Annotated in this window: 18 protein-coding genes; 16 read left to right on the top strand and 2 right to left on the bottom strand. The window is 71.6% G+C overall.

The features are described 5' to 3' along the window. The first annotated feature begins 42 nt into the window (after window positions 1–42). The 10 genes from murC (at window position 43) to BLW78_RS17590 (ending at window position 12,369) form a co-directional block, all read left to right on the top strand. Window positions 43–1,449 (top strand): UDP-N-acetylmuramate--L-alanine ligase, encoded by a 1,407-nt coding sequence (gene murC / locus BLW78_RS17545; RefSeq protein ID WP_091681104.1) that lies wholly within the window; start codon window positions 43–45, stop codon window positions 1,447–1,449. A gap of 199 nt (window positions 1,450–1,648) precedes the next feature. Further along, window positions 1,649–2,575 carry a UDP-N-acetylmuramate dehydrogenase gene (gene murB / locus BLW78_RS17550; protein ID WP_091681106.1) on the top strand — a complete coding sequence of 309 codons (927 nt, stop codon included), beginning with the start codon at window positions 1,649–1,651 and terminating at the stop codon, window positions 2,573–2,575. Window positions 2,576–2,642: 67 nt separating this feature from the next. Beyond that, window positions 2,643–3,566, top strand: coding sequence for a D-alanine--D-alanine ligase (locus BLW78_RS17555; protein WP_091681107.1), 924 nt, complete (start codon window positions 2,643–2,645; stop codon window positions 3,564–3,566). Further along, window positions 3,533–4,486: a cell division protein FtsQ/DivIB gene (locus tag BLW78_RS17560; protein ID WP_020094131.1), complete on the top strand. Its 954-nt coding sequence runs from the start codon at window positions 3,533–3,535 to the stop codon at window positions 4,484–4,486. The genes BLW78_RS17555 and BLW78_RS17560 overlap by 34 nt, the downstream gene beginning before the upstream one ends. A 52-nt stretch (window positions 4,487–4,538) precedes the next feature. After that, window positions 4,539–5,861: a cell division protein FtsA gene (gene ftsA, locus BLW78_RS17565; RefSeq protein WP_012319319.1), complete on the top strand. Its 1,323-nt coding sequence runs from the start codon at window positions 4,539–4,541 to the stop codon at window positions 5,859–5,861. 91 nt (window positions 5,862–5,952) lie between these two features. Next, window positions 5,953–7,743, top strand: coding sequence for a cell division protein FtsZ (gene ftsZ / locus BLW78_RS17570; protein WP_020094132.1), 1,791 nt, complete (start codon window positions 5,953–5,955; stop codon window positions 7,741–7,743). A gap of 436 nt (window positions 7,744–8,179) precedes the next feature. Beyond that, the gene (gene lpxC / locus BLW78_RS17575; protein WP_020094133.1) at window positions 8,180–9,127 is read left to right on the top strand and encodes a UDP-3-O-acyl-N-acetylglucosamine deacetylase; all 948 of its coding nucleotides are present in this window, start codon (window positions 8,180–8,182) and stop codon (window positions 9,125–9,127) included. A 187-nt stretch (window positions 9,128–9,314) separates the two neighbouring features. Then, complete coding sequence (locus BLW78_RS17580) at window positions 9,315–10,196, top strand: outer membrane protein assembly factor BamD (protein ID WP_091681209.1); 882 nt, start codon at window positions 9,315–9,317, stop codon at window positions 10,194–10,196. Window positions 10,197–10,379: 183 nt separating this feature from the next. After that, window positions 10,380–12,053, top strand: coding sequence for a DNA repair protein RecN (recN, locus tag BLW78_RS17585; protein ID WP_056534038.1), 1,674 nt, complete (start codon window positions 10,380–10,382; stop codon window positions 12,051–12,053). Between the two features lie 115 nt (window positions 12,054–12,168). After that, the gene (locus BLW78_RS17590; RefSeq protein WP_020094136.1) at window positions 12,169–12,369 is read left to right on the top strand and encodes a hypothetical protein; all 201 of its coding nucleotides are present in this window, start codon (window positions 12,169–12,171) and stop codon (window positions 12,367–12,369) included. Window positions 12,370–12,384: 15 nt separating this feature from the next. Here BLW78_RS17590 and BLW78_RS17595 read toward each other — a convergent pair whose 3' ends face one another. Beyond that, window positions 12,385–12,630 carry a hypothetical protein gene (locus BLW78_RS17595; RefSeq protein WP_020094137.1) on the bottom strand — a complete coding sequence of 82 codons (246 nt, stop codon included), beginning with the start codon at window positions 12,628–12,630 and terminating at the stop codon, window positions 12,385–12,387. Window positions 12,631–12,909: 279 nt separating this feature from the next. On the opposite strand from BLW78_RS17595, the gene pstS reads away from it, so the two are divergent. From pstS to phoB, 6 genes are all read left to right on the top strand, one after another. Beyond that, on the top strand, window positions 12,910–13,950 hold the full coding sequence (pstS, locus tag BLW78_RS17600) for a phosphate ABC transporter substrate-binding protein PstS (protein ID WP_020094138.1): 1,041 nt from the start codon (window positions 12,910–12,912) through the stop codon (window positions 13,948–13,950). Between the two features lie 85 nt (window positions 13,951–14,035). Further along, on the top strand, window positions 14,036–15,013 hold the full coding sequence (pstC, locus tag BLW78_RS17605) for a phosphate ABC transporter permease subunit PstC (RefSeq protein ID WP_026605081.1): 978 nt from the start codon (window positions 14,036–14,038) through the stop codon (window positions 15,011–15,013). A 12-nt stretch (window positions 15,014–15,025) separates the two neighbouring features. Beyond that, window positions 15,026–15,916 (top strand): phosphate ABC transporter permease PstA, encoded by an 891-nt coding sequence (pstA, locus tag BLW78_RS17610; RefSeq protein ID WP_020094140.1) that lies wholly within the window; start codon window positions 15,026–15,028, stop codon window positions 15,914–15,916. Window positions 15,917–15,938: 22 nt separating this feature from the next. Continuing rightward, the gene (gene pstB, locus BLW78_RS17615; RefSeq protein WP_091681109.1) at window positions 15,939–16,754 is read left to right on the top strand and encodes a phosphate ABC transporter ATP-binding protein PstB; all 816 of its coding nucleotides are present in this window, start codon (window positions 15,939–15,941) and stop codon (window positions 16,752–16,754) included. Between the two features lie 109 nt (window positions 16,755–16,863). After that, window positions 16,864–17,583, top strand: coding sequence for a phosphate signaling complex protein PhoU (phoU, locus tag BLW78_RS17620; protein WP_020094142.1), 720 nt, complete (start codon window positions 16,864–16,866; stop codon window positions 17,581–17,583). A 122-nt stretch (window positions 17,584–17,705) separates the two neighbouring features. Next, entirely contained in the window at window positions 17,706–18,401 is a 696-nt protein-coding gene (phoB, locus tag BLW78_RS17625) for a phosphate regulon transcriptional regulator PhoB (protein WP_042671704.1), read from the top strand. Between the two features lie 179 nt (window positions 18,402–18,580). Here phoB and BLW78_RS17630 read toward each other — a convergent pair whose 3' ends face one another. Continuing rightward, window positions 18,581–20,737 (bottom strand): protein-disulfide reductase DsbD family protein, encoded by a 2,157-nt coding sequence (locus tag BLW78_RS17630; RefSeq protein ID WP_170855179.1) that lies wholly within the window; start codon window positions 20,735–20,737, stop codon window positions 18,581–18,583. Between the last annotated feature and the right edge of the window lie 12 nt (window positions 20,738–20,749).

Raw genomic sequence — 20,749 nt, forward strand, 5'->3', positions numbered from 1 at the left:
GGGATTCCGCACCGGCGGTCCCGCCACCAGACGGTTCGACCCATGAAGCTGCCCGACAAGCTCGGCCCCATCCACTTCATCGGCATCGGCGGCATCGGCATGTCCGGCATCGCCGAGGTGATGCACAACCTCGGCTACACGGTGCAGGGCTCGGACGCCTCCGACAACGCCAATGTCCGCCGTCTCGCCGAGAAGGGCATGCGCACCTTCGTGGGCCACGACGCCGAGAACGTCGAGGAGGCCGCCCTCGTCGTCGTCTCGACCGCGATCCGGCGCGACAACCCCGAGCTGCAGGCCGCCCGCGAGCGACGCCTGCCCGTGGTGCGACGGGCCGAGATGCTGGCCGAACTGATGCGCTTCAAGTCCTGCGTGGCGATCGCCGGCACGCACGGCAAGACCACGACCACGTCGCTCGTCGCCACGCTGCTCGACGCCGGCAACCTCGACCCGACCGTGATCAACGGCGGCATCATCAACGCCTACGGCACCAACGCCCGCATGGGGGCGGGCGAGTGGATGGTGGTGGAGGCCGACGAGTCCGACGGCACCTTCCTGAAGCTGCCGGCCGACGTCGCGATCGTCACCAACATCGATCCCGAGCATCTCGACCATTTCGGCTCGTTCGACGCGATCAAGGACGCGTTCCGGCGCTTCATCGACAACATCCCGTTCTACGGCTTCGCGGTGATGTGCATCGACCACCCGGTGGTCCAGGATCTCGTCGGCCATATCGAGGACCGGCGGATCATCACCTACGGCGAGAACCCGCAGGCCGACGTGCGCCTCATCGACGTGGACCTGCGCGGCGGCCAGAGCCGCTTCCGGGTGATGATCCGCGACCGTCGGCCCGGCTACCGGATGGAGATGGAGGATCTCGTCCTCCCGATGCCCGGCAAGCACAACGCCCTCAACGCCACCGCGGCGCTCGCCGTCGCGCACGAGCTCGGCGTGAAGCCGGACGCGATCCGCCAGGCGCTCGCGGGCTTCGGCGGCGTGAAGCGGCGCTTCACCCGCACCGGCGAGTGGAACGGCGCGACGATCTTCGACGATTACGGACACCATCCGGTGGAGATCAAGGCGGTGCTCAAGGCCGCCCGCGCCTCGACCGAGCACGGCGTCGTCGCGGTCGTGCAGCCGCACCGCTACACCCGCCTGCAGTCGCTGTTCGACGATTTCTGCACCTGCTTCAACGATGCCGACACGGTCATCGTCGCGCCGGTCTACGCGGCCGGCGAGCAGCCGATCGAGGGCTTCGACCGCGACAGCCTCGTGGCCGGCCTGCGCTCGCGCGGCCACCGCGACGCCCGGGCCCTGGAGCGGCCGGAGGAACTCGCGGGGATCATCGCGGAGCTCGCCAAGCCCGGCGACTACGTGGTGTGCCTCGGCGCCGGCACGATCACCCAGTGGGCCTACGCCCTGCCGGACGAACTCGCCGCGCGGGGACGGTAGGCGCGGTGCGCGCGCCCGCCCCGGGAGGCCTCTCGGGTCGGCGGCACCCTCGACCGTCCACACTGGGCTGCGCTCCGAGGATGAACCCGGCGGTGACTCTCCGGACCCCGGCCTCGCAGCGTCCGCTGCCACCCCGATGCGACGACACCAGGATCGCCGCATCCCTCTCCCCGCGGGCGGGGCGAGGGGAGACACACAGATGACCGCCTCTCTGCACGATCGCATCCGGGCCGCCGCGCCCGACCTCCGCGGGCGCCTGCTCGCCGACCAGCCGCTCGCCGACCTCACCTGGTTCCGGGTCGGCGGACCGGCCGAGGTGCTGTTCACCCCGGCCGACGAGGAGGATCTCGCCCGCCTCCTCGCCGCTCTCGATCCGGACGTGCCGGTCACGGTGATCGGGCTCGGCTCGAACCTGATCGTGCGGGACGGCGGCGTGCCGGGCGTGGTCGTGCGCCTCGGCGGCAAGGCCTTCGGCAGCATCGCGGTCGACGGCGACGCGCTGACCGTCGGCACCGCGGTCCCGGACATGCGCCTCGCCAAGGCGGCCGCCGAGGCCGGGCTCGACGGGCTCGCCTTCTACCGGGGCATCCCCGGCTCGATCGGCGGGGCGCTGCGCATGAACGCGGGCGCGCATGGTGGCGAGACCACCGACGTGCTGGTCGAGGCCCGCGGCATCGACCGCGGGGGCGCGCTGCGCACTTTCAGCCACGCCGACATGGGCTTCTCCTACCGGCACTCGGACGCCCCGGAGGACGTGATCTTCACGCGCGCCGTCTTCCGCGGGCGGCCCGGCGACCGGGTCGCCATCGAGGCCGAGATGGAGCGGGTCACCGCCGCCCGCGAGGCCGCACAGCCGATCCGCGAGCGGACCGGCGGCTCGACCTTCGCCAACCCGGACGGCGGCAAGGCGTGGCAGCTCGTCGACGCCGCCGGCTGCCGCGGATTGAGGCGGGGCGGCGCCCAGGTCAGCGAGATGCACTGCAACTTCCTGATCAACACCGGTACCGCGAGCGCGGCCGACATCGAGGGGCTCGGCGAGGAGGTCCGCCGCCGCGTCCGGGAGACCAGCGGGGTCGCATTGCGCTGGGAGATCCGGCGCATCGGCCAGCCCGCCGGCACGACGTGAGAGCGGTGTTCCGGACGGACCGGTGCGCTCAGATCCTGATTGAAGCCGACCTATTCGAGGTGCCCTGATGTCCAAGCACGTCGCCGTCCTGCTGGGCGGCACCTCCGCCGAGCGCGAGGTCTCCCTCAGTTCCGGCAAGGCCTGCGCCGACGCGCTCGAAGGGGAGGGCTACCGGGTCACCCGGGTCGATGTCGGCCCCGACATCGCCGCGGTGCTGACGGCGCTCCGGCCGGACGTGGCCTTCAACGCGCTCCACGGGCCGGACGGCGAGGACGGCACCATCCAGGGCCTGCTGGAGATCCTCAAGATCCCCTACACCCATTCCGGCGTCCTCGCGTCGGCGCTTGCGATGAACAAGGAGCGGGCCAAGACCGTCATGCGCGCCGCCGGCGTCGACGTGCCCGAGGGCCGGACCGTTAACCGTCGTGAGGCCGCCAGGACACACCCCCTGCCGCCACCCTACGTCGTGAAACCGATCGCGGAAGGCTCATCGGTGGGTGTGATCATCGTGCGCGACGGCCGCTCGCACCCGCCCCAGATCCTCGCCTCCGAGGAGTGGACGTTCGGCGAGCAAGTCCTTGCAGAACCTTACATTGCTGGCCGCGAACTCACCTGCGGCGTGATGGGCGACAAGGCCCTCGGGGTGATCGAGGTGAAGGCCGCCACGGGCGATTGGTACGATTACGACGCCAAGTACGCCCCGGGGGGCTCGGTGCACGTGCTCCCGGCCGAACTTAAACCAAATGTTTACCAGCGTGTCCAAGAACTGTCGTTAACGGCGCATCAAGCACTGGGCTGTCGGGGCGTCAGCCGTGCCGACCTTCGCTACGACGACACACCGGGTGGAACCGGTCTGCTCGTGGTGCTGGAGGTCAACACGCAACCCGGCATGACCCAGACGAGCCTTGTGCCGGAGATGGCGGCCCATGCGGGCCTGAGTTTCGGTGAGCTCGTCCGATGGATGGTGGAGGACGCTTCCCTGAATCGCTGAGCGGCGACGCCGCCGGCCGGAGCGGTCCCGCGCGCCTCGCCGGCGCGATCCTGGGCCGGCTCACCGGCCGCGGCACGTCCCGGTCGCTCTCGGTTCGTCGGGCCCGCCCGAGTCAGCGCCTGAGCGAGCGCCTGCCCCGCGGCGCCGGGATCGTGGCGGTCTCCGTCTCCGCCGCCGCCGTGGCGCTCGCCGGTTTCGTGGCGAGCGGCCGCTACGACGCGTTCGTGGCCGAGCAAGGCCGCCCCCTCGACATCGCCGCGCGCGTCGCCGGCTTCGGCGTCGAGCGCGTCACCATCTCGGGCATCTCCCGCATGTACGAGCGCGAGGTCCTGGCGGCCGCCGGGATCGACTGGCGCTCCTCGGTTCCCTTCCTCGACGTCAACGACGTGCGCGAGCGGCTGCTCCGCGTGCCGCTGATCGCGCAGGCCTCGGTCCGGAAGATCTACCCCAACGAGATCGCCATCACCCAGGTGGAGCGCGAGCCCGCGGCCCTCTGGCAGAAGAACGGCGAGATCAGCGTGATCGCCGCCGACGGCACCGTCATCGACGCCATGCGCGACGACCGCTACGCCAGCCTGCCCCTGGTGGTCGGCGAGGACGCCAACACCAAGCTTCCGGAATACCTCGCCCTCATCGCCGCCGCGGGGCCGCTCGCCGAGCGGATCAAGGCCGGCACCTACGTGTCGGGCCGGCGCTGGACCCTCAAGTTCGACGGCATCGACGTGCGCCTGCCCGAGGTCGATCCGGCCGCGGCGCTCGCCCGCCTCGTCCGGTTCGAGCGCGAGGCCCACCTGCTCGAGAAGGACGTCATCGCGGTGGACCTGCGCATGCCGGACCGCCTGGTGGTGCGCCTGACCGAGGAGGCCGCCGCCGCCCGCGCGGAAGCCCAGAAGGCGAAGAAGAAGGGCGCGGCCAGCTGATGCCCTTCCTGTCGATCTCCGCCCGTCCCGCATCCCGCGCCCGGTAGCGTCAATGCACAGCCAACACGGCCTCACGCCGCGCTTGAAGCCGCTCTCCGCCCGGCGCTCGACCACCCTCTCGGTGCTCGACATCGGCACGAGCAAGGTGGTCTGCCTCATCGCCGAGCTGCAGCCCGCCGAAGCGCTCACGACGCTCCGCGGCCGCACGCACCTCGCGCGCATCATCGGCATCGGCCACCAGCGCTCCCTGGGCCTGAAGGGCGGCGCCATCGTCGATCTCGCCGCGGCCGAGAGCGCGATCCGGCAGGCGGTCCACGCCGCCGAGCGGATGGCCAAGGTCGAGGTCCAGTCGGTCATCGTCAACATGTCGGGCGGCCGGCTCGCCTCGCAGCATTTCCAGGCGCGGGTGAACGTCCGCTCGGGCACCGTCACGGGCAGCGACGTCGAGCGGGTGCTCGAGACCGCCAGCGCCCACGGCGTCAGCCCCGGCCGGGCCGTGCTGCACGCGCTGCCCACCGGCTACGCCCTCGACGGGCAGGGCGCCGTCATCGACCCGTCGGGCATGATCGGCGAGGCGCTCAGCGTCGACCTGCACGTGGTGACCAGCGAGCTCGCGGCCGCCCGCAACGTCATGCTGGCGGTGGAGCACTGCCACCTCGGCGTCGAGGCCGTGATCGCCACGCCCTACGCGGCCGGCCTCTCGGCGCTGGTCGACGACGAGGCCGAGATGGGCGTCTGCGTCGTCGACATGGGCGGCGGCACCACCAGCGTCGGCGTGTTCTCCGGCGGCCACCTCGTTCACGTGGACGCCCTGGCGGTCGGCGGCCACCACGTCACCATGGACATCGCCCGCGGCCTCTCCACCCGCATGGCGGCGGCCGAGCGGCTGAAGACCCTCTACGGCTCGGCCCTCTCCACCCCCTCCGACGACCGCGACATGATCGCCGTGCACGGCGTCGGCGAGGACGAGGGCGAGGCGCCGGCCCACATCCCGCGCTCGCAGCTCGTGCGGATCATCAAGCCGCGCGTCGAGGAGGTGGTCGAGCTGGTGCGGGACCGCCTGCGCGACGCGGGCTTCGCCGCCCAGGCCGGGCGGCGCGTCGTCCTCACCGGCGGCGCCAGCCAGCTCGTCGGTCTGCCCGAGGTCGCCCGCCGCGTCCTCCAGGGTCAGGTGCGGATCGGACGGCCCCTCGGCATCCGGGGCCTGCCGGAAGCCGCCAAGGGTCCGGCCTTCTCGGCGGCGGTCGGCCTGCTCGTCTACCCGCAGGTCGCCCATGCCGAGCATTTCGAGCCGCGGGGGCACGGCGCCTTCGCGGCGACCGGGACCGACAACTACCTGAACCGGGTCGGCCGCTGGCTCCGGGACAGCTTCTAGGTTTCACGCCCGCCCGCTCGCGCGGGGGGATCGAAGGGATCCGGCGCCCAGGCGTCGCACGGACAGCACAGTTAGCGAGAGGCTCGACACCATGGCCATCACCCTCCAGGCGCCGGACATCCGGGAACTGAAGCCCCGCATCACCGTCTTCGGCGTCGGCGGCGCCGGCGGCAACGCCGTCAACAACATGATCGAGTCGGGCCTCCTCGGCTGCGAGTTCGTCGTGGCCAACACCGACGCGCAGGCGCTCACCTCCTCGAAGGCCGAGCGGGTGATCCAGATGGGCCTGGGCGTCACCCAGGGCCTCGGCGCCGGATCGCACCCGGAGGTCGGCTCGGCCGCCGCCGACGAGGTGATCGACGAGATCCGCGACCAGCTCTCCGGCGCCCACATGTGCTTCATCACCGCCGGCATGGGCGGCGGCACCGGCACCGGCGCCGCGCCGGTCATCGCCCGCGCCGCCCGCGACATGGGCATCCTGACGGTCGGGGTCGTGACCAAGCCGTTCCAGTTCGAGGGCATGCGCCGCATGCGGACCGCCGAGTCCGGCATCCAGGAGCTGCAGGCCGCGGTCGACACCCTGATCGTGATCCCGAACCAGAACCTGTTCCGGGTCGCCAACGAGAAGACCACCTTCGCGGACGCCTTCGCGATGGCCGACCAAGTGCTCTACTCGGGCGTCGCCTGCATCACCGACCTGATGGTGAAGGAGGGCCTCATCAACCTCGACTTCGCCGACGTCCGGGCGATCATGCGCGGCATGGGCAAGGCCATGATGGGCACCGGCGAGGCGTCCGGCGAGAAGCGCGCCAACCGCGCCGCCGAGGCCGCCATCGCCAACCCGCTGCTCGACGACGTCTCGATGAAGGGCGCCCGCGGCCTGCTGATCTCGATCACCGGCGGCTCCGACTTGACCCTCTACGAGCTCGACGAGGCCGCCACCCGCATCCGCGAGGAGGTCGACCAGGACGCCAACATCATCCTGGGCGCCACCTTCGACGAGAGCCTCGACGGCATCATCCGCGTGTCGGTGGTCGCCACCGGCATCGAGCCGGCGCTGATCTCGGCGAACTCGCCCAACAACCCGGCCATCGCCGAGACCGAGCAGCGCATCGCCGAGGTTGCCGAGCGCCTGCGCGCCGAGGCCCGCTCGCGCGCCGCCTCGCCGGTGCCGAGCATCCGCACCGAGTCGGTCGCCCCGGCGCCGATGCCCGCCCCGGCCCCCGCGCCGCTCGCGGCCCCCGAGATGCGCCCCGAGTCGCGGATCGACAGCCGCATCGAGGCCGCCGCGCCGATGACCCGCGACGACGTCGTGCTCGCCCCGGTCCAGGCGCGCGCCGCGGCGCCGTTCGTCCCGGCCCCCGCGCCGCAGCGCGTCGAGGCGGCGCCCGCCGTCGAGGCCGGCCCGTTCGTGCCGCCGCGTCCGGCCGCCCCGACGGGCACGCCGCTCGCCCGCGCCCCGCGCATGCCGCAGATCCACGAGCTGCCGCCGATCGCCCAGACGCAGATCATGGCGAACCGCGCTGCCGAGGAGGCCGCCCCGGAATCCAAGCGGACCTCGCTGCTGCGCCGGCTCGCGACGGTGGGCTTCGGCGGCCGCCGCGAGGACATGGACGGCGCCCCGGCGGCCCGGCCGGCCTCGCCAGCCGCCCCGCAGCCGCATATGGCCCAGTCGCACATGGCCCAGTCGCACATGGCCCAGCCCCACATGGCCCAGCCCCACGTGCCGCCGGCCCCGCGCGCTCCGGCCGCCCCCGCGGTCCCGCAGTACCGCCCGGCCCAGGGCAACCTCGACGGTCAGGGCCGGGCCGCGCCCCAGCCGCGGATGATGGACGACGATCAGCTCGAGATCCCGGCCTTCCTCCGCCGTCAGGCGAACTGACCGGGCCGGGTCTCCGGCACGGCCCGGGGCTGGCGGGAAACCGCCGGCCCCTTCGCGCTGCAGCAAAGCAACTCATGGTTGTTGCGGTGAGGAATAGGGCTCGACGAGGCTGTGCGCCGCGGCTCTCGAGCCGTGGCGCATGGTGCATCCGCGCCACAGAACGGCCGCGGGTTAGTCACGCATTAACCAACCTTTAAGCCTTTGGTGGAGCAGCGCTTTGTGGTGACGAACCGCTAAGCGTGTCTGTAACAGACCGTAAGAATCCGTGATTTGGCTGCCCTGTGCGGCGCAGCTATAGAAACCATGTGATCGAGACGACACGCAGCAGGACACAACCTGATCGCGTGGGCTAGGGCATCAAGCAGCGGACGGATCAGTCAGTTTCTCCTCACCCCCAGTCGGGGTGGCGGAAATGATCGCGCCCGGGGGCTAAGGAATGCGAACGCATAAACAGACGACCCTCAAAGGGCCGGCGACTCTCTCGGGGATCGGAGTTCACTCCGGCAACCCCGCCGAGATCACCATCCGACCCGCTCCAGCCAATCACGGCATCGCTTTCCTCCGCACCGGCACCACCCACGGCAACGACCGCCTGATCAAGGCGCATCACGCCCTCGTCTCCGCCACCGAACTCTGCACCGTCCTGGGTGACGTCGAGACCGGCGCGGTCGCCACCGTCGAGCACCTGATGTCCGCCCTGTACGGGCTGGGCGTCGACAACGCTCTGGTCGAGATCGACGGCCCCGAGATGCCGATCCTCGACGGGTCCGCGCTCCCCTTCGTCCAGGCGATCGACCAGACCGGCATCGCCACCTGCGACACGCCGCGGCGCTGGCTCAAGATCCTCCGCCACGTCCGCATCGAGACCGGGACATCCTTCGCGGAACTGCGCCCGATCGACCGCGGCTTCCGCCTCGACGTCGAGATCGACTTCGAGAGCCCGGTGATCGGCCGTTCCCGCAAGGCGATGGACCTGTCGCCCGCGACCTACCGCCGCGAGATCGCCGGCGCCCGCACCTTCGGGATGATGCGCGACGTGGAGCGCTACTGGAAGGCGGGCTTCGCCCTCGGCGCCTCCCTGGAGAACACCGTGGCGGTCGGCGAGACCGCGGTGGTCAATCCCGAAGGCCTGCGCTTCCAGGACGAGTTCGTCCGCCACAAGATCCTCGACGCCATCGGCGACCTCGCCCTGGCGGGCCTGCCGATTCAGGGAGCCTACCGCTCCTATTGCGGCGGCCACCGGATGAATGTCGGGGTGCTGTCGGCCCTGTTCGCCGACCGGGCAAACTACGCCATCGTCGAGGCGCAGGGCTCGCGCCGCGAGACCGTGCTGTCCGAACTCGGCGCCGGCCTGGGCCTCGCCGCCTTCGCGGGCGACCTGTAGCCCCTGTGACCGACGGGCCACAGCCCGCAACCGATCCTGACTGCCGCAGCCTTGCCGCTTTCGTGCCCGAATCGAACGGCACGGTTTAACGGTCCGTGAACGGCGGGCACGGCCCGGGGCGGGCCGGATCCACCCACGCGATGGCATGACGGCGCGCAACGGCGCCGGTTCCGGGAAAGAGCGCCAGATGCCTGTCACCATTCGTCATCGCCGGGCGGCGGCCTTCGCGGCGCCCCTCGTGGCCATCCTCGGCCTGGGCCTCGGCGGCTGCGACTTCGACCCGACGAGCATCTTCGCCGAGAAGTACAAGCCGGAGGTCGTTCCGGACGTTCCGGCCGACAAGCTGTACAGCGACGGCCTCGCCAAGCTCGAGGACAGCGACTACGAGGGCGCGGTCAAGAAGTTCGACAGCCTGGACAAGCAGTACCAGTACTCCGATTGGTCCCGGAAGGCGCTGCTGATGACGGCATACGCCAATTACGAGGGCCAGAAGTACGACGACGCGATCAGCGCCTCGAAGCGCTACCTGCAGCGCCATCCGGCCAGCAAGGATGCGGCCTACGCGCAGTACCTGATGGCGATGTCGAACTATAAGCAGATCCCGGACGTCACCCGCGATCAGGAGCGCTCCGAGAAGGCCCTCGTCGCGCTGCAGGAGCTGGTGCAGAAGTACCCGACCTCCGAATACGCCGCGGACGCGAAGGCGAAGATCCAGATCACCCGCGATCAGCTCGCCGGCAAGGAGATGGAGATCGGCCGCTTCTACCTCGAGAAGCGCAATTTCCCGGCGGCGATCAACCGCTTCCGCGACGTGGTCGCCAAGTATCAGACCACCCGGCACGCCGAGGAGGCGCTCGAGCGCCTGACCGAGGCCTACTGGGCGCTCGGCATCACCCAGGAGGCGCAGAACGCCGCCGCGGTGCTCGGCCACAACTTCCCGGAGAGCCCCTGGTACAAGGACGCCCACGCGCTGCTGGCGCAGGGCGGTCTCGAGCCCCGCGAGGAGAAGAGCTCGTTCCTCTCGAAGATCTACCGGACCGTCACGGGCAAGACCGCCTCGGCCCAGTAAGCCGCCGCGCCCGCGCGGGGATCGCCCACGAAACCTCGAGGCCCGGAGCCGCCGCTCCGGGCCTTGCCCATTGCGGCGCCCGGCGCGTTGCACCGACCGCGCGGTGCGACGCATTTTTGGGGTGAATCCGCGCCGCGGCGGCCTTATGTCTGCGGTCCCATCCTGAGGAATCCCCGTCGCCGCATGCTGGCGCAGCTCGCGATCCGCGACATCGTCCTGATCGACAGGCTCGAACTGAATTTCCGATCGGGGCTCAGCGTCCTGACCGGGGAGACAGGCGCGGGCAAATCGATCCTGCTCGACGCCTTCGCCCTGGCGCTCGGCGGCCGCGGCGACGGCCGCCTCGTCCGCCACGGCGAGGCGCAGGGCGCGGTCACGGCGGTGTTCGATCTGCCCCTCGACCATCCGGCGCGTCGGATCGCGGCCGAGGCCGAGATCGACACCGAGGGCGACCTGATCCTGCGCCGGACCCAAATGGCGGACGGCCGGACCCGCGCCTTCGTCAACGACCAGCCGGTGGGCGTGCAGGTCCTGCGGGCGATCGGCGCGGCCCTCGTGGAGATCCACGGTCAGCACGATGACCGGGCGCTGGCCGATCCCGCCTCGCACCGGGCGATCCTCGATGCCTTCGGCGGCCTCCAGACCCAGCTCGCGAAGGTCGCCGCCGCGTCGCGGACCGTGCGGCATGCCCGCACCGAACTCGCCGAGCACCGCGCCCGCGTGGAGGCGGCCCGCAAGGAATCCGACTTCCTGCGCCACGCCGTGGAGGAGCTCGCCGCACTGGCGCCGCTCGCCGGTGAGGAGGCCCAGCTCGCCGAGCGCCGCACGATCATGCAGCAATCCGAGAAGGTCGCGCGCGAGCTCAACGAGGCGCTCGAGGCCGTCGGCGGCCCCCATTCCGGCGTGCCGCACCTCTCGGCCGCCCTGCGCAAGCTGGAGCGGCGCGCCGCGCAGCTGCCGGCCCTGGTGGACCCGTGCGTGAACGTCCTCGACGCCGCGATGGTCGCCCTCGACGAAGCCCGCGCGGTCCTCGAGGCGGCGGTGGCCGAGACGGAGTTCGATCCCCGCGACCTGGAGCGCGTCGAGGAGCGGCTCTTCGCCCTGCGCGCCGCGTCCCGCAAGTACGACGTCGCGGCCGACGACCTCGCCGCCCTGGCGGAGCGCTACGCCGGCGACGTGGCGGCGATCGATGCCGGCGAGGCGGCCCTGGCTGGGCTGGAGCAGGCGCTCGCGACGGCGGAGGCCGCCTACGCCGAGGCGGCCGAGAAGCTCAGCGCCGGGCGGCGCCGGGCGGCCAAGCAGCTCGACGCGGCCGTGAAGGCCGAGCTGCCGCCGCTCAAGCTGGAGCGCGCCCGCTTCATCACCGAGATCGCCACGGACCCGGATTCCCGCGACCCGGCCGGCACCGACAGGGTCGAGTTCTGGGCCCAGACCAATCCCGGGACCAAGCCCGGCCCGATGATGAAGGTCGCCTCGGGCGGCGAGCTGTCGCGCTTCATGCTGGCGCTGAAGGTCGTGCTGGCCGACAAGGGCTCGGCCCCGACGCTCATCTTCGACGAGATCGATACCGGCGTGGGCGGCGCGGTGGCGGACGCCATCGGGATGCGGCTCGCCCGGCTGGCGGCGACCGTGCAGGTGGTCGCGGTCACCCACGCGCCCCAGGTCGCCGCGCGGGCGGAGACGCATTTCCTGATCGCCAAGGCCCCCGTGAAAGGGGCCGGCCGCGTCGCCACGCGGGTGGCGAGCCTGCCGGTCGCCGAGCGCCGCGAGGAGATCGCCCGGATGCTGGCGGGCGCCACCGTCACCGACGAGGCCCGGGCGGCGGCCGCGCGACTCCTCCAGGGCGCCGACGCGTGAACCGGCGTCAACCTTAACCGTTGGTTGAAGGTAATAATTCGTTAACTATTCATCGTGAGAATGCTGTCATCCCGGTACCGCGGCAGGGTTGGGCGGTCGAAGGGCGGGAGGAGCCATGAAGCCGTCAGTCGTCGACTCCGATGGGTCTCTGCCCGCGGGACAGCCACTGAAGCGGGCGGTCGACACCCGCCAGCTCGGCCTCACGCTCCGCACGGTCTACGAGGGCAGCGTCGACACGCAGCCGATCACCGACACGCATGTCGAGCTGCTCCTGCGCCTGCGCCAGAAGGAGCGGGAGCTGCGCCGGGCGGTCTGACCCGGGGCGGCGGCCTCACCAGCGGCGCGCCCCCGGCCGGCGACGGTACTCGGCCGCACGAATCAGCGTCAGCACGCGGTCGAGGCTCACCAGCAGCTCCGCCTCCTCGACGCGCGCCGCGGAGGCCGCGTCCGGGTCGGGGCTGAATTTCTGCCGGGCCTGCGCCAGCGCGAGCGCCCGCTCCACGGCCTCCCGCTCGGCGTGCAGGGCCAGCCAGGCCGGATCGGATTCCGTCGCCGCATCCACCTCGTCGCCGCCCACGATCCGCGCGTCCTTCTGCTGCCGGCTGCCGCTCCTGGCTGAGAGGAACGCGCGAGAGGCCGGAACCGTGCCGCGCCCGGCCGACGCGCGGTGTCGTCCCCCGTGTCGTCCCCCCGTCATCCCCCGTGTCATCCCGGTGTCATCTACTTGTCGTAACCGCCCGGCCATCGGGCGGCCGGCGCTGGGTCTCTTCGGAAGATCGGCCGCAGGGCTCTGCCGCGGGCACGGGCCCGCCGGCGGGGCAGCGCAGGCTCTAGCCCGACGGCAACGGAGATTCCTTTGAGACCCTTCGCTTACGCGCTCGCCGTCGGCCTCGCGACGGTTCAGCTGGCGTCCGCGGCGCTCGCCGCCGATATCACCGGCGCCGGCGCCACCTTCCCGTTCCCGGTCTACTCGAAGTGGGCCGAGGCCTATCGCAAGGAGACCGGCTCGGGCCTCAACTACCAGTCGATCGGCTCCGGCGGCGGCATCAAGCAGATCCAGGCCAAGACGGTCGATTTCGGCGCCACCGACGCGCCCCTGAAGCCCGAGCAGCTGGCCAAGGACGGCCTCGTCCAGTTCCCGACCGTGATGGGCGGCGTCGTGCCGGTGGTGAACATCCCCGGGATCGAGCCCGGCAAGCTGAAGCTCACCGGCGACGTGCTGGCCGACATCTACGCCGGCAAGATCGCGAAGTGGAGCGATCCGCGCATCGCCAAGCTCAATGACGGGCTGAAGCTGCCCGACGCCAACATCACCCCGGTCTACCGCTCCGACGCGTCGGGCACGACCAACATCTTCACCACCTACCTGTCCCAGGTCTCCGAGCCCTGGAAGAAGGAGTACGGCGCGGCCACGACGATCTCCTGGCCGGTCGGTCAGGGCGGCAAGGGCAACGAGGGCGTGACCGCCACCGTCAAGCAGGTTCCGAACGCCATCGGCTACGTCGAGTCGGCCTACGCCAAGCAGAACAAGCTCTCCTACGCCCTGCTGCAGAACAAGGCCGGCCAGTACCCGCAGCCCGACGACAAGGCGTTCCAGGCCGCGGCGGCGAGCGCCGACTGGAAGGCGACCCCGGGCTTCGGCATCTCGCTGACCAATCAGCCGGGCGAGGCGGCGTGGCCGATCACGGCGGCGACCTTCATCTTGGTCCACAAGGACGCCGCCGATCCGGCCAAGTCCGCCGCCGTGCTCAAGTTCTTCGACTGGGCCTACAAGAACGGCGACACGCTCGCCACCGACCTCGACTACGTCCCGCTGCCGGACAACGTCGTCGAACTGATCCACCAGGAGTGGAAGGACGTGAAGGGCAAGGACGGCAAGCCTGTCCTCAACATGTGAGCGTGGCGGGGAGGGGGTGAGAACCTCCTCCCTCGCTTCCGGGAACGCACCGCGCTACCACGCCCCCCTTCGCAGAGAACCGCGGATGCCCGCTTTGACCGAATCGATCGCCCTCGGCCGAACCCGTTCCGCGACCGCGCGGAAGGCGCCGAGCCGGAGCCTCGACACGCTGTTCCGGACCTGCTCGTACGGCGCGGCCCTGCTGGTGCTGCTCGTGCTCGCCGGCATCCTCGGCTCGATCCTGTACGGCGGCTGGCCCGCCTTCCGCGAGTTCGGCTTCGGCTTCCTGACCTCCAGCGCCTGGAACGTCGGGACCGAGCAGTACGGCGCCCTGGTCGCGGTGATCGGGACTGTCGCCTCCGCCTTCCTGGCCCTGCTGATCGGCGTGCCCGTCTCGCTGGGCATCGCGGTCTACCTCACCCAGCTCTGTCCGGGCTGGGCCCGCAAGCCGGTCGCCATGACGATCGAGCTGCTCGCGGCCGTGCCGAGCATCATCTACGGCATGTGGGGCCTGTTCGTGTTCGCGCCGCTCCTGGCGCGCTACGTCCAGATCCCGGTCTCGAACCTCGTGGAGGGCATGCCGATCGTCGGCACGCTGTTCTACGCCCGGGTGCCGTCGGGCGTCGGCGTCTTCACCGCCGGGATCATCCTGGCGATCATGATCGTGCCGTTCATCGCCTCGATCGCCCGCGACATGCTCGACCAGATCCCGACCGTGCTGCGCGAGAGCGCCTACGGGATCGGCTGCACCACCTGGGAGGTCGTGCGCCACGTGCTGGTGCCGCAGGCGGCCGTCTCGATCATCGGCGCGATCATGCTCGGCCTCGGCCGGGCGCTCGGCGAGACGATGGCGGTGACCTTCGTGGTCGGCAACGCCAACCGGCTCTCGGCCTCGATCTTCGACCCCAGCTCGACCATCGCGTCGCGCATCGCCAACGAGTTCAACGAGGCGGACGGCCTCCAGCTGAACGCGCTGATGGCTCTGGGCTGCATCCTGTTCGTGATCACCTTCGTGGTGCTCATCATCGCCCGGCTGCTGACGCGCCGCGTCCAGGCCGCCTGAGGAGCACGCGCGATGGTTTCCTCCAGCACGATCGCCGCCACCGCCCAGCGCCGCCCCGGCCGGGTCCGCCAGGGGCGCCGCGTCGCCGACCGGACCCTGCGCGTCGCCTGCACCGGCGCCACCGTGGTGGGTGCCCTGGTCCTCGGCTCGATCCTGGTGATGCTGATCGTCCAGGGCGTGCGCGGCTTCACGCCGACCCTGTTCACCAACCCGACCCCGGGCCCGGGCTCGGAGGGCGGCGGCATCGCCAACGCCATCCTGGGCAGCCTCGTTCTGACCGGGATCGGCATCCTGATCGCGACGCCGGTCGGCGTCATGGCCGGGACCTTCCTGGCCGAGTACGGGCGCGGCTCGAAGCTGGCCGCCCTGATCCGCTTCCTCAACGACGTCCTGCTCTCGGCGCCGTCGATCCTGATCGGCCTGTTCGTCTACACGCTGATGGTGCGGCCGATGGGCACCTACTCGGGCTGGGCCGGCGGCGTGGCGCTGGCGATCATCGCCGTGCCGGTGATCGTGCGCACCACCGAGGACATGCTGCGCCTCGTGCCCGGCACCCTGCGGGAGGCCGGCGCGGCGCTCGGCGCGCCGCCCTCGACGGTGATCATGAGCGTGACCTGGCGGGCGGCCTCGGCCGGAATCGTCACCGGCATCATCCTGGCTCTCGCCCGCATCGCCGGCGAGACCGCGCCGCTGCTGTTCACCGCGCTCAACAACAATTCCTGGTTCTCGGCCAACCTGATGGGCGGCGTCGCGAACCTGCCGGTGATGATCTACCAGTTCGCCCTCTCGCCCTACCCGAACTGGCAGGGCCTGGCCTGGGCGGGCGCGCTCCTGATCACCACCACCATCCTGGCGCTGTCGATCATCGCGCGCCTCGTGATCAAGCCGCAGGCCTCGCGCTAAGCCCCCTTTCGAGGACACGACGATGAACGCCGCCTCCGCGATCCCCACGGTCGAGCTGAACCGCAACCGCGCCGAAGAGGGCGGCCCCGTGCGGATCGCCGTCAAGGACCTGAACTTCTACTACGGCAGCTTCCACGGGCTGAAGGACGTCAACCTCAACTTCCACGACCGGCAGGTGACGGCGCTGATCGGCCCCTCCGGCTGCGGCAAGTCCACCCTGCTGCGCTGCTTCAACCGGATCTACAGCCTCTACCCGGAGCAGCGCGCGGAGGGCGAGATCCTGCTCGACGGCGAGAACATCCTCAGCCCCTCCGTCGACCTGAACGAGCTGCGCTCGCGCATCGGCATGGTGTTCCAGAAGCCGACGCCGTTCCCGATGTCGATCTACGACAACGTGGCCTTCGGCCTGCGCCTCTACGAGAAGCTGCCGAAATCCGAGTTCGACGGCCGGATCGAGGAATCCCTGCGCAAGGCCGCCCTCTGGGACGAGGTGAAGGACAAGCTCCGGCAGCCCGGGACCGGCCTGTCGGGCGGCCAGCAGCAGCGCCTGTGCATCGCCCGGACGGTGGCGCAGAAGCCGGAGGTGATCCTGTTCGACGAGCCGACCTCGGCGCTCGACCCGATCTCCACCGGCCGCATCGAGGAGCTGATCGAGCAGCTGCGCGACGAGTTCACCATCGTGATCGTCACCCACAACATGCAGCAGGCGGCGCGCATCTCGCAGTTCACCGCCTTCATGTATCTGGGGCAGCTCGTCGAGTTCGGTCCGACCAACCGGATGTTCATGAACCCGACGGAACGCCGCACGCAGGACTACATCACCGGCCGCTTCGGCTAGTCTGCCGGGCCGCTCCGGTCCCGGGACCGCCGCTCGCGTCTCCGGCGCGCCGGCGGGTCCCGCAAGCCTCCCGGAGGGCCGTCCCCGGGACCCCATCGAAGGATCCGCCATGCCCGGCCATATCGTCACCTCCTACGACACCGACCTGGAGAACCTGCGTCGCTCGATCTCGGAGATGGGCGGCGTCGCCGAGAAGATGACCGCGGAGGCGACCGACGCCCTCGTGCGCCGGGACGACACGCTCGCCCAGGCGGTGATCCTCGCCGACAAGCGCCTCGACGCGCTGCAGCGGGACATCGAGGAGCGCGCCGTGCTGCTGATCGCCCGGCGCCAGCCCCTGGCGATCGACCTGCGCGAGACCATCTCGGCGATCCGCGTCTCCGGCGATCTGGAGCGGATCGGCGACCTCGCCAAGAACGTCGCCAAGCGCGTGGTGGCGATCTCCGACCAGGCGCCGGCCCAGAAGATCGTGCTCGGCGTGCGCCACATGAGCGACCTCGCCGAGGGTCAGCTCAAGGACGTGCTCGACGCCTACGGGAGCCGCGACGTCCAGGCGGCCCACGACGTCTGGGAGCGCGACGGCGAGATCGACGCCCTGTACAATTCCCTGTTCCGCGAGCTCCTGACCTACATGATGGAGGATCCGCGCAACATCTCGTTCTGCACGCATCTCCTGTTCTGCGCGAAGAACGTCGAGCGCATCGGCGACCACACCACCAACATCGCCGAGACGATCCACTACCTCGCCACGGGCGAGACGCTGGCGGGTGACCGGCCGAAGAACGACGCGTCGAACTACGCGACCGTGGACGGCGTGCAGGCGCCGTGAGGCGCCGACCCCGGCGCCTTCCTGTGGGCGCGGCCGGGGTCACTCTCCGTGCGGGTTGAGGCGGGGCGGCGCCTCCTGCACCATCCGGGGACCGCCCGCAGAACGAGTCTTCGAACGTGAGCATGCAAGTCCTGATCGTCGAGGACGAGGAGGCCCTGAGCACGCTGCTCCGCTACAACCTGGAGGCCGAGGGCTTCCTGGTGGATTCGGCGGCGCGCGGCGACGACGCCGAGCTGCTCCTGGCGGAGCGGATCCCGGACCTCGTCCTGCTCGACTGGATGCTGCCCGGCCTCTCGGGGATCGAGCTGTGCCGCCGGATCCGGGCGCGCCGGGAGACCGAGCGCCTGCCGGTGATTATGCTCACCGCCCGGGGCGAGGAGGGCGACCGCGTCCGCGGTCTCGGCACGGGCGCCGACGACTACATCGTCAAGCCGTTCTCGGTCCCGGAGCTGCTCGCCCGGATCCGCGCGCTCCTGCGCCGGGCCAAGCCCGCCCACGTCTCGGACCGGCTAGCGGCCGGCGACCTGGAACTCGACCGCACCGGCCACCGCGTCCGCCGCGGCGGCGAGGAGCTGCATCTGGGCCCCACGGAGTTCCGGCTCCTGGAATTCCTGATGCTGGCGCCGGGCCGGGTCTTCTCCCGCGAGCAGCTCCTCGACGGGGTGTGGGGCCACGACGTCTACATCGACGAGCGTACCGTCGACGTCCATGTCGGGCGGCTGCGCAAGGCGCTGAACGGCCCGCGCCAGACCGACCCGATCCGTACGGTCCGGGGCTCGGGCTACGCCTTCGACGAGACCTTCTCGCTGGAGGCCTGAGGCGGCCTCACTGGCCGTCCGGATAGGACTTCGCTCCGGCGCACCGTCATCGCGAGCGCAGCGAAGCGACCCAGGGCGGCGGGACGCCGATGCGCGCGGCGCTGCTGGGTTGCTTCGCTCCGCTCGCAAAGACGGTGGGACGGGCCCGCGAAGATCCGCGCGTCCCGGTCTCCAGGGATTCAGCGCGCCAGCGCCGCGCTCCGGCCCGAGGCGGCCGGCACCGCCTCCAGCGCCGCCAGGACCGTCCCCTCGGTGAGGATCTGCGGCAGCACCTGGGGCTCTCCCGTCCCGGTATAGAGCAGGTAGAGCGGGACGCCGCTGCGCCCGTGCTTCTCCAGGAGGCGGGTAATCTCGGGGTTCTGGTTGGTCCAGTCGCCCTTCATGTAGGTCACGCCGCGCTCGGCCATCGCGGCCCGCACGGCCTTGGTGTTGAGCGAGGTCGCCTCGTTGACCGCGCAGGCGATGCACCACGCGGCGGTCATGTCCACGAAGACGGGGCGGTGCGCGTCGACCAGGGCGTCGAGGCGCGCCTGCGTGAACGGCTCGATCCCGTCGGCGGCGGCCTGCGCGGCCGGCGCGGCGCGGTCCCGGGGCAGGGTGACGGCGAGGGCCCCGACGGCGATCAGCGCCAGCGCGGCGGCGGCCTGCGCGACCCGGCCGGCCCGCGGCGGGGCGGCGCGGCCGTGCTCCCAGGCCCAGGCGGCGAAGCCCACGAGGACGAGGCCGATCAGCGCCGCCAGCAGCCCGCGCGGGTCGACCTGCTGCGCCAGCACCCAGATCAGCCACGCCACGGTGGCGTAGACCGGGAAGGCCAGCACCTGCTTGAGGGTCTCCATCCAGGCGCCCGGCCGCGGCAGCGCCCGCAGGGCCGGCGGCCAGAGGGTCAGGAGCAGGAAGGGCAGGGCGAGGCCGAGGCCGAGGCTCGCGAAGACGGCGAGCGCCACGCCGGCGCTCTGGGTCAGCGCAAAGCCCACCGCCGAGCCCATGAACGGCGCCGTGCAGGGCGTCGCCACCAGGGTCGCGAGCACGCCGGTGAAGAACGAGCCGCTCAGGCCGCCGCGCCGGGTGAGGCCGTCGCCGAGGCCGGCGAGCCGGCCGCCGACATGGACCGCGCCCGAGAGGCTCAGGCCCATCGCGAACAGCAGGTAGGCGAGCCCCGCCACGATGGCGGGCGACTGGAGCTGGAACCCCCAGCCGATCGCGGCCCCGCCGCTCTTCAGGCCGATCAGCGCGGCGGCGAGCGCCAGGAAGCTCGCCAGGACGCCGGCCGTGTAGGCGAGGCCGTGGAGCCGCAGCCGGGCCGGCCCCTCGCCCGCGTGCCGCACGAGGCCGAGCACCTTGATCGACAGGACCGGGAAGACGCAGGGCATCAGGTTGAGGATCAGGCCGCCGAGGAAGGCGAAGGCCGCGGCGGTCGCCAGCGTCAGCGCGTCGAAGTCGGCGGCGGCCGGCGCGGTCGCGGGCGGCGCGGTCGCGGCCGGCGCCGCGGCGGCCGGGAGCACCGGCTCGTCGCCGTACGCGAAGGCGAGCCGGCGGGTCCCGGCGGCGTCGACCGCCTCGACCGTCAGGACGCCGGGCAGCGCGGCGGGCACCGGGTCGGTCGGGCTGCTCCGGGCGAGGGTCAGGTGCAGGCCGGTCTCGTCGACGCTCATCACCTGCGCGGCGGCGTTGTCGATCGCCGTCTCGGCGTAGGGGAAGTACGCGGCGTTCCGGACCGCCTCGGGCTTGAGGCCGGCCGCGGCGAAATCGAGGCGCAGGGTGTCGCCCTGGCTCGACAGGCTCAAGGGCCAGAGCGCCGGCACGGGGAGCGCAGCGCGGGCGCGCGCGAACAGCGCGGCGTTGGCCGGGTCCGGCTCGGCCTTGCCGACCGGCAGGGTCAGGGCGAGATCGGCCGAGCCGGGCACGCACTCGGTCTCGCAGACGAGGTAAGTCAGCTTGGCCTGGATCCGCACCGGGTCGGCCGGGTCGAGGCTCGGCGGCGGCGTCACCGGGACGAGGAGCGTGACCTCACCCTCGTAGCCGTAGTTCATGAGAGTCGCGATCGGGATGCGCTCCGGCGCCGGCCACCGGATCGCGCCGGCGCTGAAGCCGGCCGGCAGGGTCCAGGTCACCTCCGGGGGCAGGCCGGAATCGCCCGGGTTGCGCCAGTAGACGTGCCAGCCGGGCTTGACCTGCATCCGCACCGCCAGCGTGAAGGGCTGCGCGCCGGCGACCGCGGCGGACTCGGCCACGAGGCTCGCGCGCACGAGGTCCGCGGGCGTGCGGAACCCCTGTGCCGCGGCGGCCGAGAGGCTCGCGGCGAGGGCCAGGATCAGGAGGACGAGGCGGCGGATCATGCTGTCCCTTCG

The organism is Methylobacterium sp. 275MFSha3.1, assembly GCF_900108435.1.
GTDB lineage: Bacteria > Pseudomonadota > Alphaproteobacteria > Rhizobiales > Beijerinckiaceae > Methylobacterium.

Bases quoted from the DNA above. Each gene is read 5' to 3' on its own strand.
- murC (WP_091681104.1), top strand. From the start codon at position 43: ATGAAGCTGCCCGACAAGCTCGGCCCCATCCACTTCATCGGCATCGGC.
- murB (WP_091681106.1), top strand. From the start codon at position 1,649: ATGACCGCCTCTCTGCACGATCGCATCCGGGCCGCCGCGCCCGACCTC.
- BLW78_RS17555 (WP_091681107.1), top strand. From the start codon at position 2,643: ATGTCCAAGCACGTCGCCGTCCTGCTGGGCGGCACCTCCGCCGAGCGC.
- BLW78_RS17560 (WP_020094131.1), top strand. From the start codon at position 3,533: ATGGATGGTGGAGGACGCTTCCCTGAATCGCTGAGCGGCGACGCCGCC.
- ftsA (WP_012319319.1), top strand. From the start codon at position 4,539: ATGCACAGCCAACACGGCCTCACGCCGCGCTTGAAGCCGCTCTCCGCC.
- ftsZ (WP_020094132.1), top strand. From the start codon at position 5,953: ATGGCCATCACCCTCCAGGCGCCGGACATCCGGGAACTGAAGCCCCGC.
- lpxC (WP_020094133.1), top strand. From the start codon at position 8,180: ATGCGAACGCATAAACAGACGACCCTCAAAGGGCCGGCGACTCTCTCG.
- BLW78_RS17580 (WP_091681209.1), top strand. From the start codon at position 9,315: ATGCCTGTCACCATTCGTCATCGCCGGGCGGCGGCCTTCGCGGCGCCC.
- recN (WP_056534038.1), top strand. From the start codon at position 10,380: ATGCTGGCGCAGCTCGCGATCCGCGACATCGTCCTGATCGACAGGCTC.
- BLW78_RS17590 (WP_020094136.1), top strand. From the start codon at position 12,169: ATGAAGCCGTCAGTCGTCGACTCCGATGGGTCTCTGCCCGCGGGACAG.
- pstC (WP_026605081.1), top strand. From the start codon at position 14,036: ATGCCCGCTTTGACCGAATCGATCGCCCTCGGCCGAACCCGTTCCGCG.
- pstA (WP_020094140.1), top strand. From the start codon at position 15,026: ATGGTTTCCTCCAGCACGATCGCCGCCACCGCCCAGCGCCGCCCCGGC.
- pstB (WP_091681109.1), top strand. From the start codon at position 15,939: ATGAACGCCGCCTCCGCGATCCCCACGGTCGAGCTGAACCGCAACCGC.
- phoU (WP_020094142.1), top strand. From the start codon at position 16,864: ATGCCCGGCCATATCGTCACCTCCTACGACACCGACCTGGAGAACCTG.
- phoB (WP_042671704.1), top strand. From the start codon at position 17,706: ATGCAAGTCCTGATCGTCGAGGACGAGGAGGCCCTGAGCACGCTGCTC.
- BLW78_RS17630 (WP_170855179.1), bottom strand. From the start codon at position 20,737: ATGATCCGCCGCCTCGTCCTCCTGATCCTGGCCCTCGCCGCGAGCCTC.